The following is a 15,784-nucleotide window of genomic DNA, read 5'->3' as shown; positions in this document are numbered from 1 at the left end:
TGCCCATGCGTCACCTGCTGTTCGCCCTTCTGCTGAGCTGCGTCACGCCACTCTGGGCCGCCGAGCCTCGCGAGCTGACCTGGAGCGAGCTGATCCCCGCCGATGCGCCGCCGCAGGAAGCCCAGCAGGCGCCCATGCACGACCTCTCGCAACTGGCCGATGCGCTGGCCGCCGAAAGCGCCCCGGCCGCCCAGCAGCAGTCACCGGCCGCGCCGGTGGTGCAGAGCCTGGACCAGGCCCAGGTCAAACTGCCCGGTTACATAGTGCCGCTGGACGTGACCGAGGAAGGCCGGGTGACCGAGTTCCTCTTCGTGCCCTACTTCGGCGCCTGCATCCATGTACCGCCGCCGCCGTCGAACCAGATCGTGCATGTCACCAGCGAGCTGGGCGTGCTGCTCGATGCGCTGTACCAGCCGTTCTGGATCGAAGGCCCGATCCGGGTCGAGGCGAGCAGCAGCGAGCTGGCCGAGGCCGGCTACAGCATGGCCGCCGAGAAGATCTACCCCTACGAGATGTAAAACAGGGGTGCGCCGGATTGCCGCACCTGCACCCACCCGCATATTGAGCTGGATCAACAGGCGTCCAGCCGTGCTCCCTAAGATCGCAGTCAGCCAATACAAACTGCTGACTCTCCTCGGAGCACATCATGAAGACATCCCTGTTCGCCACTTCCCTGCTGGCCCTCGCCCTGGTCGCTCCGCTGGCCCAGGCCCACAAGGCCGGCGACATCATCGTCCGCGCTGGCGCCATCACCGTCGACCCGCACGAGAGCAGCAGCGACATCTGGGTCGGCGCACTCGGCACCGACGTGGCGGGCACCAAGGCGACCCTGGATAGCGACACCCAGCTGGGCCTGAACTTCGCCTACATGGTCACCGACCACGTCGGCGTCGAACTGCTGGCCGCCACCCCGTTCAGCCATGATGTCGGAGTTGCCGGCATGCCCGGCGCCTTCGCCGGCCTCAACGGCAAGCTCGGCGAGCTCAAGCACCTGCCGCCGACCCTGAGCGTCGTCTACTACCCGATGGACGCCAGCTCGGCCTTCCAGCCCTACCTCGGCGCCGGCATCAACTACACCTGGTTCTTCGACACCGAGCTCTCCAGCGAGGCCGAAGACAAGGGCTTCAGCGGGCTGGACATGGACGACTCCTGGGGCCTGGCCGCACAGATCGGCATGGACTACATGCTGACCGACAACATCATGCTCAACGCCCAGGTACGCTACATCGACATCGACACCACCGGCACCACCAGCTTCGGCGGCCGTGAGGTGAAAGTGGACGTGGATGTCGACCCCTACGTCTACATGGTCGGTCTGGGTTACAAGTTCTAGGACACCCACCTCTGCTGCGCTTGCCCAGGCGCAGCACCCATGCCAACCAACAAAAAGCCCCGCATTCGCGGGGCTTTTTCATTTCCTTCGGCTCAGCGCCCGAGCAGGCGCGCCAGGCCTTCCTGCAGCGGGGTGGCGGGGGGTACCTGGTAGCGCTGGCACAGCCGGCTGTTGTCCGCTTTCGAATGGCGGATATCGCCGGGGCGGGCCTCGCCGTAGGTCACCGCGGGCAGATCACCGAGCACCTGGCGAATGGCCGCCAGCAGCTGATTGAGGCTGATCGACTGGTTGTGCCCGACGTTCACCGCCTCCGGCGCCACCTCATCGGCCGTCAGCCCCTGCACCAGCAGCGGTACCAGGTCGGCGATATAGAAAAAGTCGCGGGTCTGCTCGCCATCGCCGAAGACCTTGATCGGCGCACCGGCCAGGGCTCGTTCGGTGAAGATGCTGATCACCCCGGAATAGGGCGAGGACGGATCCTGGCGCGGACCGTAGATGTTGAAGAAGCGGAAGATCGCCGGCGTGAAGCCATGCTCGCGACGATAGAAGTCCAGGTATTGCTCGCTGGCCAGCTTGTCCGCCGCATAGGGTGTCAGTGGCGCCTTGGGCGTGTCTTCGGTCACCGCCACGCCTTCGCCGTTGTTACCGTAGATGGCGGCGCTGGAGGCGAACAGCACGCGGCGCACGCCGGCTTCGCGCATCGCCTCGCAGATATTCAGGGTGCCGATGAAGTTGCTCTGGTGGGTGCTCACCGGATCGTCCACCGAGGCCTGCACCGAGGCCACCGCGGCCAGATGCGCCACGGCCTGGCAGCCGGCCACGGCGCGGCGTACCAGGGCGGCATCGGCCACATCGCCTTCGATCAGTTCGACGCGCGGATCGTGCAGCGGCAGGTTGCCGCGCTGGCCGGTCGACAGGTTGTCCAGCACCCGTACGCGGTAGCCGGCGGCCAGCAGGGCATCGCACAGGTGCGAGCCGATGAAGCCGGCGCCGCCGGTGACCAGAATCGGGGAGTCGCTCATGGGTTTCTCAGGCATGTCGGTAGTAGCGGTCCAGCAGTGCCGGCAGGCCAGCGCGCCAGGCCCGGGGCTTGATGCCGAAGGTGTGCATGATCTTCTTGCAGGCCAGCACCGCATGCTGCGGCTCATCCGCGGCGTCGGCACGGGCGGCGTGGGCCTGGGCGCCGACTTCCTGCACCTTGAGCGGATGCAGGCCGCGCGCCTCGCCAAGGATCGCCTGGCCCAGGGCCAGCGGCGTGGTGGCCTCATGGCCGCCGTAATGGTAGATGCCCCACAGCGGGCTGGCGCAGTCCAGCTGCTTGAGCACCGCGAGGATCACCCGCGCGGCATCGTCGACCGGGGTCGGGTTGCCACGCCGGTCATCGGCCATCAGCAATTCCTGCTCCCGCTCGGCACGCTGCAGGAAGCGCCCGAGCACGCCCTCGGCGCTGTCATCCAGCAGCCAGCCGAAACGCAGCAGCACATGTCGCGGGCAGCTGGCCCGCACGCATTGTTCGATACGCAGCAGGGCCTGGCCGCGCAGGCCGAGCGGCACCGGCTCGTCCTTCTCGCTGTAGGCGGTGGCGCGCGAGCCGTCGAATACGCGGTAGCTGGAGGGTTGCAGCAGCAGGATGTCATGGTGCTGGCAGAGCTCGGCGAGGCGCTCCACCGCGCGTTCCTGCTGGGCGAAGCGCGGCTCGTCGAAGCCCTCGGCCTGGAACCAGTCCTGGTAGTAGGCCAGGTTGATCAGCGCATCGGGGCGGGTCTCGTCGAGCAACTGGGTGAGACTGGCAGCGTCCCAGCCGCTTTCCGGCGGGCGCGGGGCGAGGAAGCCGATGTCCTCTTCGGCGCCCTGACGCACCAGCGCCTGACCCAGGGCATTACCCCCACCCAGCAACAACAACCGCATTCGCATAGTTCAGAACGAGACCCGAAAGACCGACGAAGGCCCGGCAGCCGTGGTGCCGGGCGAAAGTGGCCATTCTGCGGGTTTCGCGCCGGCTCGTCACTACCGGAGGCCCGCGCGGCCGAGGATGCGCGGCGCAGGCCCCGGCGCTGACGCTACTGAGTACCCTTGCGGCGCAGGCTCGCCGGGGTGAAGTAGTTTTCCGGCGGCGCGGCCAGCAGGAACTGACGCGGCGCCTTCTCGTTGTTGCGCAGGCCGATGGCGGTGTAGCTGCGCGCGATCAGGTCGTGGAATACCAGGTTGACCGGCGCAATGGTGGGCACCTCGTAGGCGTTCTTGCTGAAGGCCAGGTTGACGTGCCACAGCTCGCCTCGGGCATCGTAGTTTTCCACCATCAGGGCGTACCAGCTGTCCTCGTCCAGGTAGAAGCGGCGCTTGGCGTGCACATGGCGCTGGCCCGGCCGCAAGGTGGCCTCGACCACCCATACGCGGTGCATCTCCCAGCGGGTCAGCTCGGGGTTGAGATGGCCCGGCTTGACCAACTCGTCCAGCGCCCGCCCCGGCTGTTCCATGGCGTAGTTGTGGTAAGGCACCAGCAACGCCTGCTTGCCGAGCAGCTTCCAGTCGTAGCGGTCGGTGGCACCGTTGTACATGTCGGTATCGTCGGCGTAGATGCCGTCGATCGGCGTGTCGTAGGCCAGCGTCGGGGCGCGCCGCACGCGGCGCTGGCCGGGGTTGTAGATCCAGGCGGCGCGCGGCTCGGCGACCTGGTCGATGGGCTCGTGCACCAGCAGGGCGCGACCGACATCGCGCGAGGGCGGCAACAGTTCGCTGGCGAAGTAGTAGAGCTGATTGTCCAGGCTGCCGGCGTCCTTCTGCGGGTGGTAGTAGTTGGACAGCAGCTGGATGCGCTCACGCAGAATCGAATAACTGCCGCTGGCCGTGACCTGGGCGGTGATGGCGACCTCGTCGATATAGCGCCCCTGCCAGCGGGCGATGTGATTCCAGATCGCCTCGCGGCCATCGGCCGGGATCGGGAAAGGGATACCGGCATAGGCGCCCACCAGGCCATTGCCACCGTCGGCCAGGGTCGCCTGTTCGGCGTTGCGCCGGGTATTGGCGTAGATTTCCGGCGGCGCGGCGAAGCTGCGGTGGCTGGGGTAGACCGGCAGCTTGAACGTCTGTGGGTAGGTCTTGAGCAGGGCCTTCACGCCGGGGCTGAGGCTGGCCTCGTCGGCCCCCATGTTCTGCGCGTCGATCACCCGCAACGGCTGCTCGCCGGCGAAGGGGTCGACATGGAAGCTGCCCGGGCCGGCATAACCGGCCGGCACCTGGCTCAGGCCGCCAGTCCACTCGGCAATGCCCTTGGCCGCATCGCCCTGGCGCTCGGCGCCGAATGGCGTGAGGGTGGTGCCCAGCTGCGCCGCCTGTTCGGCGCTCACCTTGGCCTGTGCCGTCAGGGGCAACGCGAGGGCAAGCAGGACTGCGGAAGTACACAAAACTGTACGGGTCATGGTGATCCCTGCCATCAGAAGGAGTAGGAGAGGTTGAGGGCGACGTGGTCGCGATCAATCAGCGCGTTGTCCTTGCGCGCGCCCCAGAACGAGGTGTAACTGAGCTTGCCGGCCAGCTTCTGGCCGTACTTGGCGCCCAGCTCGAGGGTGGCGGACTTGCGCCCCTGGATGAAGTTCTCGTTGAGCGCCGGCGAGGTGCCCGACACGTCCTGGCGGAAAGTGATGGCCGGCAGCAGATCGAAGTTCGGCGTCACGTCCTGGATCAGGCCGGAAACGTTGAGCGTATAGCCCCAGGCGAAGGAGTCCAGGTAGGCATAGTTGGGCGTATCCAGCAGGCTACCCGGCACATGGTTGAAGGCCGCTTCGCCGAGTAGCATCAGGTCGTCCAGCCCACTCACCGGGCCGAAGCTGTGGATCGCCGACACCGAGCCGGTGTAGAGCTCGTGGCGCTTGTACAGGTCGATGGAACGGCGCGGGTCGTTGGCCGAGCCGTCGCCGAACTCGCCCAGGTCGATGCTGCCACCGCTGGCCCCGCCGGCCCCCAGGGCACCCTCGGCCATCTGCTCCAGTTCATAGGTCATCGCCGGCTCCAGCGGCGCGTTGGGCCGATAGGTCAGCTCGCCGGCAACACTGGTGTCACCGAGCGTGCCGGATACGCTGAGGCCGAACAGACGGATGTCCTCGGGGTAGATGAAGTCGTAGTAGGTGCTGTCGAGCAGAGCCAGGCCGTCCGCCAGTGCCACCAGCGCCGGATCACCGAGCATGCCGGCCAGGCCGCAGAGGCCGGCGAAGCCGCCACCGCTGCCCGCGCTGCAGGCGAAGGATTGGCCCTTCTGGATACGCAGGAAGGGCGTCTTGCTGTGGTAGTTGAGGTAGTAGAGGCTGAACTCGGTGTTGTTCCAGTCCTCGGCCAGATAACGCATGGCCACACCGAACTGGCCGTCGTCGCGGGCATCGTGCTCGCGGCCATAGCGGGCGCCGGCCACAAGGCCATTCTCGCCATTGAGTCCGGGCACCAGCTCGGCCGGTAAGCCCAGCATGCCCAGTTGATCGCGCAGATCGACCAGCACCCCGTTGCTGCCCTTGCCGAAGTAGTCCTGGTTGTTGAGGAAGGCGCCGGTGGGAATCAGCTCGTGGCCTTTCCACTCCAGGCCGTAGAAGGCCTCGATATTGAAGGCGTCGGTCAGGCCAAGCTGCCCGGAGATCATGTTGGTCGGCAGCAGAGCGTCCTTGAAGCTGGCGTTGGGCAGCACCACCCGGCCGATATCCACCGGGTTCACCACGTTGAGACCATCGGCGTAGAAGATGCCCTCACCCCAGTTGATCACCTGGCGGCCCAGCCGCAGGCTGTAAGGCATCTCGCCGACATAGCGGTTGGTGTAGAGATAGGCGTCGAGCAGGCGCGCGCGGTGGCCGGCGCGGTTTTCCAGATCCGAGGAATAGCGCTCGTCGCTGTCGGTGTTGTGGGTGGCGAACGCATCCCCCGAGGGGTCGTTGTCCATGAGCTGGGTGTCGTACCAAGCGGTGCCGCGCACGAACAGTCCGTCCTGCTCGGTACGCACGTGCAGCTCGGAGGTCAGCTTGAACTCGTTGGAAACGAACCCGGTGTCGTAGTACTCGCTGCCGTCGTTGTTGTTGGTGAAGACGTTCTGCCCACCGCGCTCGATGCGCTCGGGTGAACTGGTGCGGTACACCGAGGTGAACTCGGCGACGCTTTCCAGCGACGTGGTGAAATTGGGCCCGGTATCTATCTCGAAGGCCTGCACCTGCGCCCCGCTGATCCCCAGTCCCAAACCTATTGCCAATGTCATCTTGCTTTTGTTGTGTGACATACGCCCCTCCTGAGTCCGCTTGAAATTAACGGCAACAAAAAAGCCGGCATGGGGCCAAAACGGACAAAAAAGACGGCCCAAGAGGCCTGTCACATTTGCAAACACATTCATCGCGCGAGGTTTGCGGCACACTGCGGGCAGCAATGACGCCAGCAGCAGGTAGAAGTAGGCATGAAACCCATAGTCGACCCGCGCTATTCGGAAGCCTCGGCACCGCCGCAGATTTCCCGCTTCCTGCTGCAATACGCGCTCGCCCGTGGCCATGATCCGGCCCTGCTGTGTCGTGGCCTGGGCTTTTCCCCGGAAGACCTGAAGCGGCCGGATTACCGCCTGTCCTTCCGCCAGAGCTATCAACTGCTGCGCCGCGCCCGGCAACTGCTGGGCGACAGCGATCTGGGGCTGACCGTCGGCAGCCGGCAGACACCGGTGTCCTGGGGGCTGGTGGGGCTGGCCATGCTGGCCTGCCCGGACCTGGGCACGGCGCTGCAACTGGCGCTGCGTTACCAGTGGCATATCGGCAGCCTGCTCGACTACCGCATGGAGGTCATCGCGGACCAGGCGCGGGTCTATGCCACACCGCGCTTCTTCGACCCGGACGTGATGGTGTTCTACCTGGAGGAAGCCTTCTCCAGCAGCCTGGCCATCGTGCGCTTCCTCACCGGCCAGGACCTGGTCGCCACGCGTATCGAAGTGCACTACCCCAGCCCAGCGCATGCGCAGCGCTACGACGAGCTGTTCCGTTGCCCCGTGCGCTTCGACGGCGAGCACAATCTGATGCAGTTCCCGGCCAGCTGGCTGGAACTGCCGCTGCCCACCCGCGACGACTATGTCGTCGCCGAGGCCTGCCAGTTGCTGGACGAAACCCGACGTGACGAGCAGGGGCTGAGCGACCTGATCGAAACCATCGAGCGCGAGGTGCGCAAGAACCTCGGCACACCGCCGTCGCTGAGCGAGCTGGCCAACCAGTTGAACCTCAGCGAACGTACCCTGCGCCGGCGCATCGGCGACGCGGGCCTGAGCTACCACGGCATCATCGACGAGCTGCGCCGCGCACGCGCCCTGCAGCTGCTCGGCCAGCGCGACAACCGCCTGATCGACGTGGCCTGCGCCACCGGCTTCAGCGATGTGCGCAACTTCCGCCGCGCCTTCAAACGCTGGACCGGGGAAACGCCGCGCACCGCCAAGCAACGCATCGCTGAGGAGTACTAGCAGGTCGGCCGGTTCACCAGCAGGACTCGCCAGGGTAAGGGCGTTCAGGACTCCTGATAGACCGGCCAGCGCTCGACGATCCGCCCGCCACGCACGGCCAGCAGGTCGCCGAACTGCAGTAGCACCGCCTCGCTCTGGGTTGGCCGCAGGAATATCTGGTCGTCCACGCCCAGGCCCACCGCCGGCGAGGCGTTGACCAGCTCCTGGTTGGAGCTGCGCCCGAACAGGCCGCTCAGCTGCAGCCCGGCAGGCGAGGCGAAATCGGCCAGCCAGTTGCCGCCATAGACGAAGAAGGTCTCGCGCTGGTTGACGTCCCACCAGGACAGCAGGCGGGACTTGTCGTCCAGCCCGGGAAGGCGCAACGCGCCGGTACGCTTGAGCACCGGCGTGGCGATATACACCGCCGGCACATGCCCGGCCAGCGACGGCAGGTCGTAGTGGCTGGGCTTGAGCAGGCCGGTGCCGATCGACACCTCGCTGCTCAGCGACTCCCGTTCGTGGGCGCTGTAGCTGGGGCTGCCGGCGGTATTCAGGGTCAAGCCCTCGTGCCAGAGCGCGGGGAAATGCTGGCGGGTGAAGTCGACACAGCGCTGATAGTGCGCCATGACCTTGGCCAGCAGCTCCTCCGGCGTACCGAGCAGCTCCGGCAGGTTCATGCCGACGAACGGGTCGTACCCCATGAAGCCGGCAAACTCCAGGTGCTGCGGGTTATCGGCGATCAACTGCAGCAACGGCGCCAGTGCCTGCGCCTCAGCGATGCCGCCGCGATGCAGGCCGACATCCAGTTCGATGTTGATGCGCAGCCGCGTGCCCACCCCCTGGGCCAGCGCCAGGTACTGAGCCAGGCGTTCGGACGTGTCGATCAGCCACTGCAGCTGCCGGCTCGGGTCGAACGGGCCGCGATGCTGTTGATAGAACAGCTGTGCCGAACGCACCGGCAGCGGTTTGCCGAGCAGGATGTCCGACTCGGGAAAGGCCTGGGCATCGTGATTGAGAAACGGCTGGTGGAAGGACATCAGCCGCCGCGTACCGATGCGCTCGCCGATATAGCGCAGCAGGTCGGGCGCCGGCAGGGACTTTTCCACCAGGCGCAGGTGCTTTCCGCTGCGCTCAAGGAACTGCCGCACCACCTCGATATTCTGGTCGAGGCGGTCGAGGTCGATCAGCAGCGCCGGGCGCATCGGCCCGTTGGCCTTGAGCTCGCGGTTCAGGGCCTGGAAGTACGCATCGTGCGGCTGGCCATGATCGCCAGGACGCAGCCCGACCGCGGCCAGCAGCCCGCCGGTGCCGAGCCCGGCCAGTACGAAAGAACGTCGTTTCATCGTCACTCCTCAGGCCAGGCCGAACAGGCCGGCCAGGTGCGCGTTGACGAAGCGCCCCTGCGGGTCCAGCGCCTGGCGCACCTCGGTGAATTCCTTCCAGCGCGGATACAGCGCCTGCAGCTGGCGCGCGCCCAGGCTGTGCAACTTGCCCCAGTGCGGCCGCCCCTGGTACTTCCAGAAGATCGGCTCGATGGCGGCGAAGAAGTTGTGATGATCCATCGCATAGTGCTGGTGCACCGAGATCGCACAGCTGTCGCGCCCCTCGAACATGCTCAGGGGAATGTCGTCGGCCTGCACGTAGCGGTACTCGATGGGAAACCAGGTGCGCAGGTTGCCGTCGTCGATGCGCTTGATGATCTCGCGCAGGCAGGCCGGGCCATGCTCGGCCGGCACCGAGTACTCCATCTCGTTGAAGCGCACGTTGCGCACATTGGCGAAGACCTCGTAGGAGTCGTCTACCCGCTCCTCGAAACTGGCCAGGTGGCGCATGTTGTTCAGCAGGCTGCGGCGCAGGTCTGGATAGTCGCTCAGGTGCTTGTCCAGCCCCTCGATCAGATCGATGAAACCGTTGCCGCCCTCCTCTTCCGGCGACAGCGGCGGCGTGGCCGGGTCCTCGGTCTCGTTCAGGGCCACGGCCAGGGCATAGTCGGAGTGGGTGACGACCAGCATTTCCCAGTGCTGGTTGTCGCGCTTGAGGTTGTCGACATCCTCCAGCAGCTCTTCGGTCCTGGCGATCCACTGGCGCTCGCGCAGCCGGTAGGCGCCACGGTTCTGCAGGCGCACGCGGGTCACTAGCCCCAGTGCGCCAAGCGACACCCGCGCCGCGTCGAACAGTGCGGAATTGTGCTCGCGGCTGCAGTCGAGTACCTCGCCACTGGCGCTGACCAGTTGCAAGCCACAGACCTGGGAGGAATAGGAGCCGAAGCCGATGCCGGTGCCATGGGTCGACGTGGCGATCGCGCCGGCCAGGGTCTGGTAGTCGATATCGGCCATGTTGATCAGAGCCTGGCCGACCGCCTTGAGCGGTTCGCCCATCTGCGCCATCGGCGTGCCACCGCCAAACTCGGCCTGCAGCGTTCGGGCATCGTGCTCCAGCAGCCCGGAAAAATGGCTGAGCGAAAGCAGCGTGCCATCGGTGGGCACCAGCGCACTGAAGGAGTGTCCAGAGCCGACCGGACGGATCTTGCCCGGTGCCTGGCGGATGGCCTGGATCAGCTCGTCCAGATTGGTCGGCGCCAGCCGTTCCAGCGGCAGGCAGCTCTGCGCACCGGACCAGTTGCGCCAGGGTATGGGTCGCGTCGCGGGCGCCGTTTCCGCCCATAGCGAACGGCCGGGCAGGGCCAGGCAGGCGCCCAGCAGGCTGGCGCGCTGCAACAACTGGCGACGGGTGAATGGCTGGCCCATATCAGTCCTCCTCCGCGGGCTTCGCCGGAGACGCCATGAAGGCGATCAAGCCACGGAACTCCGCTTCGGAGCACTGCATGCACAGGCCCATCGGCGGCATGCCCTGGAAACCGTTGATGCTGTGCTCCAGCAGCGTATCCAGGCCCTTGTCCAGTCGCGGCGACCAGGCAACACTATCGCCGACCAGCGGCGCGCCGGCAGCCGGATCGGCATGGCACTGCTGGCAACTATGGATATACAACTGCGCCAGCGCCGCATCCGCTGGCAGCGCCTGCAGATCCACGGCCTGCAGTGGCGCCCCCTCCTCCTCGCCACATCCCGCCAGCACTGCGCACAGCCCCAGCACCATGGCCCGGCCACGCCAGCCGCTGCCCTGCCCTGCCTGCATAATCGCCTCCCCGATGTCGACTCGTCTCGATGGCGACACACTAGAGCAGCCCCGTGCGGCGCATGAGGTCCCAAACGGCCAGCGAAGCACCCGACAACGGTCAAGGCTCGGCTGGAGCTGAAAGACAGAGCCCGCCGGGTGGCGGGCTCTGTACGACTCAGAAGGCGATGTCGACCTTGCTCCACAAGGTCCGCCCCGGCTCGTCGATGGCCACCGGATCGGCCGGATAGCCGAAGCCGGCGTCGCCGGCCAGATTGAGGTGCTCGGCGTAGTCCTTGTCGAACAGGTTGTCGACGCCGGCGCTGAGCTTGAGGTGCTCGTTGACCCGGTACGCGCCGTTGAGGGAGAACACGGCGAAGCCCGCGCTGTTGCCCAGATCCTGGCCGACCACGTTGCCCTTGCCCTCGGCCACACGGCCCTGCTCGGCCACCACGCGCCACAGGGCACCGGCGCTCCAGGCATCGCGCGCATAGCTCAGGCCCAGGCGCGTTTCCAGCGGCGGCATCTGCGGCAATGCTTCGCCATCGCTGCTGTTCTTGCCCCAGGCGTAGGCCAGGGTGGCGTCGGTCTTCCAGTTGTCGGTGAGGTCGTAGGCCACGCCCAGCTCGCCGCCCATGATGCGTGCGTCGATGTTGTCGGCCTGGGAGCTGCGCATGCCCATCATGTCGGTGCTGTAGCTGAACAGGATGTAGTCGCGTACCTGGCCGACGTAGCCGGAGGCCCAGGCCTGCAGGTCGGCGCCCTGGTATTGCACGCCGAAGTCGAGCTGGGTGGTCTTCTCCGGCTTGATCCCGTCGAAGGCGTTGACGCTGTCGGCAGGGCCGGCCTCTGCGGAGAACAGCTCCCAGTAATCGGGGAAGCGCTGCACATGACCGATACCGGCGTAGAGCGTGGCCGGCGAGTCGGCCAGGTCGTGCTCGTAGCGGACGAAGCCGCTGGGCAGGGTGTCGGCACGGGTCTCGCCCTCGGTAGGGTTGGCCACCTGCATCATGCCGCTCCAGGCGCTGGTGCGGTAATCCTTGGTGGTGGCGCGGTCCAGGCGCGCACCGCCGATCAGGCGATTGCGTTCGGCCAGATACCAGGTGGCTTCGGCGAAGGCGCCGTAGTTGTGGCTGACCGCGTCCTTGTCCCAGGCGAACTGGTCGGTGTCGCGGTAGGTATCGGTCATCATGTCGTAGTCGGAATTGCGCCAGCGGTGCTCGCTGCGCAGCGCGTCGACGCCGGCGACCAGTTCCACCTCGGTCCACTTGAAGGTGGCGGCGAAGCGCCCGCCGAGGGTCCGTCGGTCGACCTGCGAGGCCATCGGCATGGGCATCATGCTGCTCGGGTCGGGCTCGCGCAGGCTGAAGTTGTCCATGATGTGGTCGGCGTAGTTGTAGTAGACCTGTGCCTCGACCTTATCCAGCACGCCGCCCAAGTTGCTCTTCTCGAACCGCAGGCCGAGGCTCTCGCGCTCGAACTGCGCACCGTCCATGCCACGCCCGGCGTAGCGCGCTTCGCCATCGCCCTTGCCGGCGGTGAACTCGAGCAGGGTGTCGGCATCCGGCGTCCAGCCGATGGCGAGATCACCGTTCCACTTCTTCCAGCGCGACGGCACCGTATCGCCGTCGCCATCCTCATAGTCGTCGGACTGCGCCTGGTTGCCGACGAAACGCAGGTAGCCCTGCTCGCCGCCGACGGCGCCATCCAGCACCTTGTCGAAACGGCCGTTGGAGCCGGCCAGCAGGCTGGCATTCAGGCGGCTGCCGAGCTCACCGAAACGCTCCGGTTCACGCTCGAACAACACGGTACCGGCCGAGGCACCCGGCCCCCAGAGCACAGTCTGCGGGCCCTTGATCACGGTCAGCTTGTCGTAGGTTTCCGGCGAGATGTAGGAGCTAGGCGCATCCATGCGGTAGGGGCAGGCGCCGAGCATCATGCCGCCATTGGCGCGCAGGTTGATGCGCGAGCCGAACATGCCGCGCAGCACCGTGTCGCCATTGGTGCCGCCGCTGCGAATGGCGGAGAAGCCGGGAATGGTCTTCAGATAGTCGCTGGCATCGCTGGCCGGCACCGGCTGGCGCGCGTCCTTGGGATCGGCGATCACGGTCAGCGGCGAACTCTGCTGCACGGCGGTGATCACCGTAGGCGCCAGCTCGGCATCGGCGAGCTCTGCGGCGCAGAGTGGAGCGCTGATGGCCAGGCTCAGGGCGGAGAGAATGAAAGGCAGGCGGCCGGCACGCGCCGACGCGAAAACGGATGCAGTCATGATGTTTCCTGAAATATGAGACAGCGCTATGCCCTCGCGCAGAGGGCGAGTGATGCGGATTCAGGAAAGCTGCGGAGGCGCCCTGCCAGGCGGCGCGACCAGGAACGGTGGGTGAAGACTGAGTACTTCGGCGAAACGCGGCCGCTGCGACGGTGCCACCGGCGGGGCGGGCGGGGTGAAGGGAAAGCTCTGCAGGCTGGCCACATGGGCGCCGCACTGGGCGCAGGGCAGTTGCTGCGAGGCAACCTGACCATCCTCGCCGAGCTGCCACTGCACGCCCTGCGAGCCACACATGAGCATGAAGCCGCCCTCGCCCATCTGCGGCAGCGCCCACAGCGGCATGCTCACGCGCAGGAGCATGCCCACCAGGGCAAAGGCGTAGAGCCAATCGCGGAAGTTACGGCTGAGTGGGTTCAGGGCGGGCATCCTTCGGTTGCCGCGCAGTCTAGCCAGAGCTCATGGCGCGCGCAGCTGACAGGGCGTCGCACCCTCGCTTGCCACTGCGGGCCGGCGCAGGCACGCACGCTCACGTCCGCCCCGTCTCAGCAGTCGAAGCCGTGCTGGGTGCGGTAGAACTCCACCTGCTCGGCGGGCATGTTCTTGAACAGGGCGCAGATGGTGAAGTTGCCGACCTGGCGTCCGTTGCGCAGATACCCCCAGTCGGTGATCTGCTCACGCGTGAAGCGCAGTTGCTGGCCCCAGACCACGCTCCTGACGATGCGCGGCTCGTTGGCCACCACGCCCACGAAGCCATCCCCGAGCGTATGGAAAGGCGTCACCCAGAAGGTCTCGATGCCCTGGTCATCGATCACCATGACCTGAACCTTGAAACCGCTGGTTCCGGCAGGTGGCGCGGCGGCCAGTTCGAGGAAGCCGGCCAGGCCGGCCTGGGCCTGGTCGACTGCCGCCGATACCGCCGGGTCCTGGCGGGCGGCACTGACAACCTCGTTCGGGTCGCGTTCGGCAGCCTGCAGCGGCGCCAGAAAGAGCAGTAGCAAAGACATGAAACCGTACGAGCGCATAGTGATTCCTTTCGCGTGATCCATGAACGGTTAGCGCCTCCGACCTTACAACACCTGGCCGGTCTGCGCCTGGCAGACGACCGTTCGTGGCCCCGCCTGCCGCAGCGCCCTGGCCCAGGCTTTTCGTACGCAGGCCAACCGCGCGCTGCTAGTCTTAGCTGCGACATCGACAAGCAACGGATGCGGAGGTTACATGCTCGACTACGTCGCCCTGGCCATTCTGGTCATCGTGGCACTGGTGCTGTTCTACGGCATCATCGCGATTCATGACATTCCCTATGAAATCGCCAAGCACCGTAACCATCCGCAACAGGACGCCATTCATGTGGCGGGCTGGATCAGCCTGTTTACCCTGCACGTGCTGTGGCCCTTCCTGTGGATCTGGGCAACCCTGTATCGCGAGGATCGTGGTTGGGGCTTCGGCGCCCACAAGGCCGAACTGGACGAAGGCCGTCTCGCGGCCCTGGAGCGTGAAGTCGCCGAACTGAAAGCGGCCCTGCACGCCAGCCGCACGCCAGAGGCCGTATCGGCGCCGCCGCCCGAACTGCCAACTCCGACCGACTCGAAACAGGAGCACTGATATGGATCTCTTGCTGCTTCTGACCTACGCCGCCGTCTGTGTAGTCGTATTCAAGGTCTTCAAGATTCCGCTGAACAAATGGTCGGTGCCCACGGCTGCACTGGGTGGCGTGGTGCTGGTCGGCACGCTCGTGTTCCTGATGAACTACAACCACCCCTACTCGGAGGTGACCCGCAGCTACTTCATCACCACGCCGATCGTGCCCTCGGTCAGCGGCCAGGTGATCGAGGTGCCGATTCGGGCCAATCAGCAGGTCAAACAGGGCGAGGTGCTGTTCCGCATCGACCCGACCCCCTTCGAAAACAAGGTCAAATCGATCAAGGCCCAACTGATCTCGGCCAAGGCCGACCAGTACAGGGCCGCCACCCTGGCCCAGCGTAACCTGGGCAACCGTCGCGATCTCGACCAGGCCAACGCCCGCGTCGACGATCTGCAGGCACAACTGAACATCGCCCAGTTCGACCTGGACAGTACCGTGGTCAAGGCCCCCTCGGACGGCATGGTGATCCAGGTGTTCCTGCGCCCCGGTGTGCGTGCGGTGAAGTTGCCACTGCGGCCGGCCATGGTCTTCGTACCGCAGGAAAACTATTTCATCGTCGCCTGGATGCGCCAGAACAGTCAGTTGCGCCTGCTGGTCGGCGAAGAGGCCGAAGTCGCCTTCGACAGCCTGCCCGGGCAGGTATTCGCGGCCAAGGTGCGCCAGGTATTGCCGGTGATCGGCGAAGGTGAGCTGCAACCGAATGGCAACCTGGTCAGCTTCACCGGCTCGCCACCGGCCGGGCGCGTGCCAGTGGTGCTGGACATCACCGACCCGGACTTCGACGCCTATCGCGAGCAGCTTCCCGGCGGCGCCTATGCCCAATCCGCCATCTACACCAAGCACTTCCACCACGTCGCCATCATGCGCAAGATCCTTCTGCGCATGGCCTCCTGGATGAACTACTTCTTTCCGTTCCACTAAGGCCAAGCGGCGGCGCACTGCTCGGTGCGCCGCCTGGCTGCATCTCTTTCTCCCGCCGGTGTCATC

Annotated in this window: 15 protein-coding genes; 5 read left to right on the top strand and 10 right to left on the bottom strand. The window is 66.1% G+C overall.

All coding sequences use genetic code 11. From position 1 onward, the window contains the following. Positions 1–5 precede the first annotated feature (5 nt). Positions 6–518 carry a DUF3299 domain-containing protein gene (locus AYB31_RS12645; RefSeq protein WP_068829051.1) on the top strand — a complete coding sequence of 171 codons (513 nt, stop codon included), beginning with the start codon at positions 6–8 and terminating at the stop codon, positions 516–518. 128 nt (positions 519–646) lie between these two features. Then, positions 647–1,333 (top strand): OmpW family outer membrane protein, encoded by a 687-nt coding sequence (locus AYB31_RS12640; RefSeq protein ID WP_068829050.1) that lies wholly within the window; start codon positions 647–649, stop codon positions 1,331–1,333. Between the two features lie 92 nt (positions 1,334–1,425). Here the strand turns inward: AYB31_RS12640 and AYB31_RS12635 are convergent, their stop codons facing one another. The 4 genes from AYB31_RS12635 to AYB31_RS12620 form a co-directional block, all read right to left on the bottom strand. Further along, positions 1,426–2,355 carry an NAD-dependent epimerase/dehydratase family protein gene (locus AYB31_RS12635; protein ID WP_068829049.1) on the bottom strand — a complete coding sequence of 310 codons (930 nt, stop codon included), beginning with the start codon at positions 2,353–2,355 and terminating at the stop codon, positions 1,426–1,428. A 7-nt stretch (positions 2,356–2,362) separates the two neighbouring features. Next, entirely contained in the window at positions 2,363–3,247 is an 885-nt protein-coding gene (locus AYB31_RS12630) for a sugar nucleotide-binding protein (protein WP_068829048.1), read from the bottom strand. Between the two features lie 146 nt (positions 3,248–3,393). Continuing rightward, on the bottom strand, positions 3,394–4,752 hold the full coding sequence (locus AYB31_RS12625) for a DUF1329 domain-containing protein (RefSeq protein ID WP_068829047.1): 1,359 nt from the start codon (positions 4,750–4,752) through the stop codon (positions 3,394–3,396). 14 nt (positions 4,753–4,766) lie between these two features. Further along, positions 4,767–6,584 carry a DUF1302 domain-containing protein gene (locus AYB31_RS12620; RefSeq protein WP_068829046.1) on the bottom strand — a complete coding sequence of 606 codons (1,818 nt, stop codon included), beginning with the start codon at positions 6,582–6,584 and terminating at the stop codon, positions 4,767–4,769. Between the two features lie 171 nt (positions 6,585–6,755). Here AYB31_RS12620 and AYB31_RS12615 point away from each other — a divergent pair, with 171 nt between their 5' ends. After that, positions 6,756–7,793 (top strand): AraC family transcriptional regulator, encoded by a 1,038-nt coding sequence (locus AYB31_RS12615; protein WP_068829045.1) that lies wholly within the window; start codon positions 6,756–6,758, stop codon positions 7,791–7,793. A gap of 44 nt (positions 7,794–7,837) precedes the next feature. On the opposite strand, the gene AYB31_RS12610 is transcribed toward AYB31_RS12615, so the two are convergent. From AYB31_RS12610 to AYB31_RS12585, 6 genes are all read right to left on the bottom strand, one after another. Continuing rightward, the gene (locus AYB31_RS12610) at positions 7,838–9,052 is read right to left on the bottom strand and encodes a DSD1 family PLP-dependent enzyme (RefSeq protein WP_162493007.1); all 1,215 of its coding nucleotides are present in this window, start codon (positions 9,050–9,052) and stop codon (positions 7,838–7,840) included. Positions 9,053–9,124: 72 nt separating this feature from the next. Next, the gene (locus AYB31_RS12605) at positions 9,125–10,519 is read right to left on the bottom strand and encodes a D-arabinono-1,4-lactone oxidase (RefSeq protein WP_068829043.1); all 1,395 of its coding nucleotides are present in this window, start codon (positions 10,517–10,519) and stop codon (positions 9,125–9,127) included. Between the two features lies 1 nt (position 10,520). After that, entirely contained in the window at positions 10,521–10,868 is a 348-nt protein-coding gene (locus AYB31_RS12600; protein WP_177332298.1) for a c-type cytochrome, read from the bottom strand. Positions 10,869–11,064: 196 nt separating this feature from the next. After that, positions 11,065–13,155 (bottom strand): TonB-dependent copper receptor, encoded by a 2,091-nt coding sequence (locus AYB31_RS12595; RefSeq protein WP_068829041.1) that lies wholly within the window; start codon positions 13,153–13,155, stop codon positions 11,065–11,067. A 60-nt stretch (positions 13,156–13,215) separates the two neighbouring features. Next, positions 13,216–13,581 carry a hypothetical protein gene (locus tag AYB31_RS12590; protein ID WP_068829040.1) on the bottom strand — a complete coding sequence of 122 codons (366 nt, stop codon included), beginning with the start codon at positions 13,579–13,581 and terminating at the stop codon, positions 13,216–13,218. 116 nt (positions 13,582–13,697) lie between these two features. Next, on the bottom strand, positions 13,698–14,177 hold the full coding sequence (locus AYB31_RS12585) for a YegJ family protein (RefSeq protein ID WP_068829039.1): 480 nt from the start codon (positions 14,175–14,177) through the stop codon (positions 13,698–13,700). A 193-nt stretch (positions 14,178–14,370) separates the two neighbouring features. Between AYB31_RS12585 and AYB31_RS12580 the strand changes: the two genes are divergently transcribed. Both AYB31_RS12580 and AYB31_RS12575 read left to right on the top strand, forming a co-directional pair. Further along, positions 14,371–14,757 carry a DUF3302 domain-containing protein gene (locus AYB31_RS12580; protein WP_068829038.1) on the top strand — a complete coding sequence of 129 codons (387 nt, stop codon included), beginning with the start codon at positions 14,371–14,373 and terminating at the stop codon, positions 14,755–14,757. A 1-nt stretch (position 14,758) separates the two neighbouring features. Then, positions 14,759–15,718, top strand: a complete 960-nt coding sequence (locus tag AYB31_RS12575; RefSeq protein ID WP_068829037.1) for an HlyD family secretion protein — start codon at positions 14,759–14,761, stop codon at positions 15,716–15,718. Positions 15,719–15,784: the final 66 nt, after the last annotated feature.

Origin of the sequence: Pseudomonas sp. BMS12 (genome assembly GCF_001592875.1) — a bacterium.
Lineage (GTDB): Bacteria > Pseudomonadota > Gammaproteobacteria > Pseudomonadales > Pseudomonadaceae > Aquipseudomonas.
The sequence above is the reverse complement of the archived record's forward strand: the minus strand, read 5'-3'. Positions and strand labels throughout refer to the sequence as shown.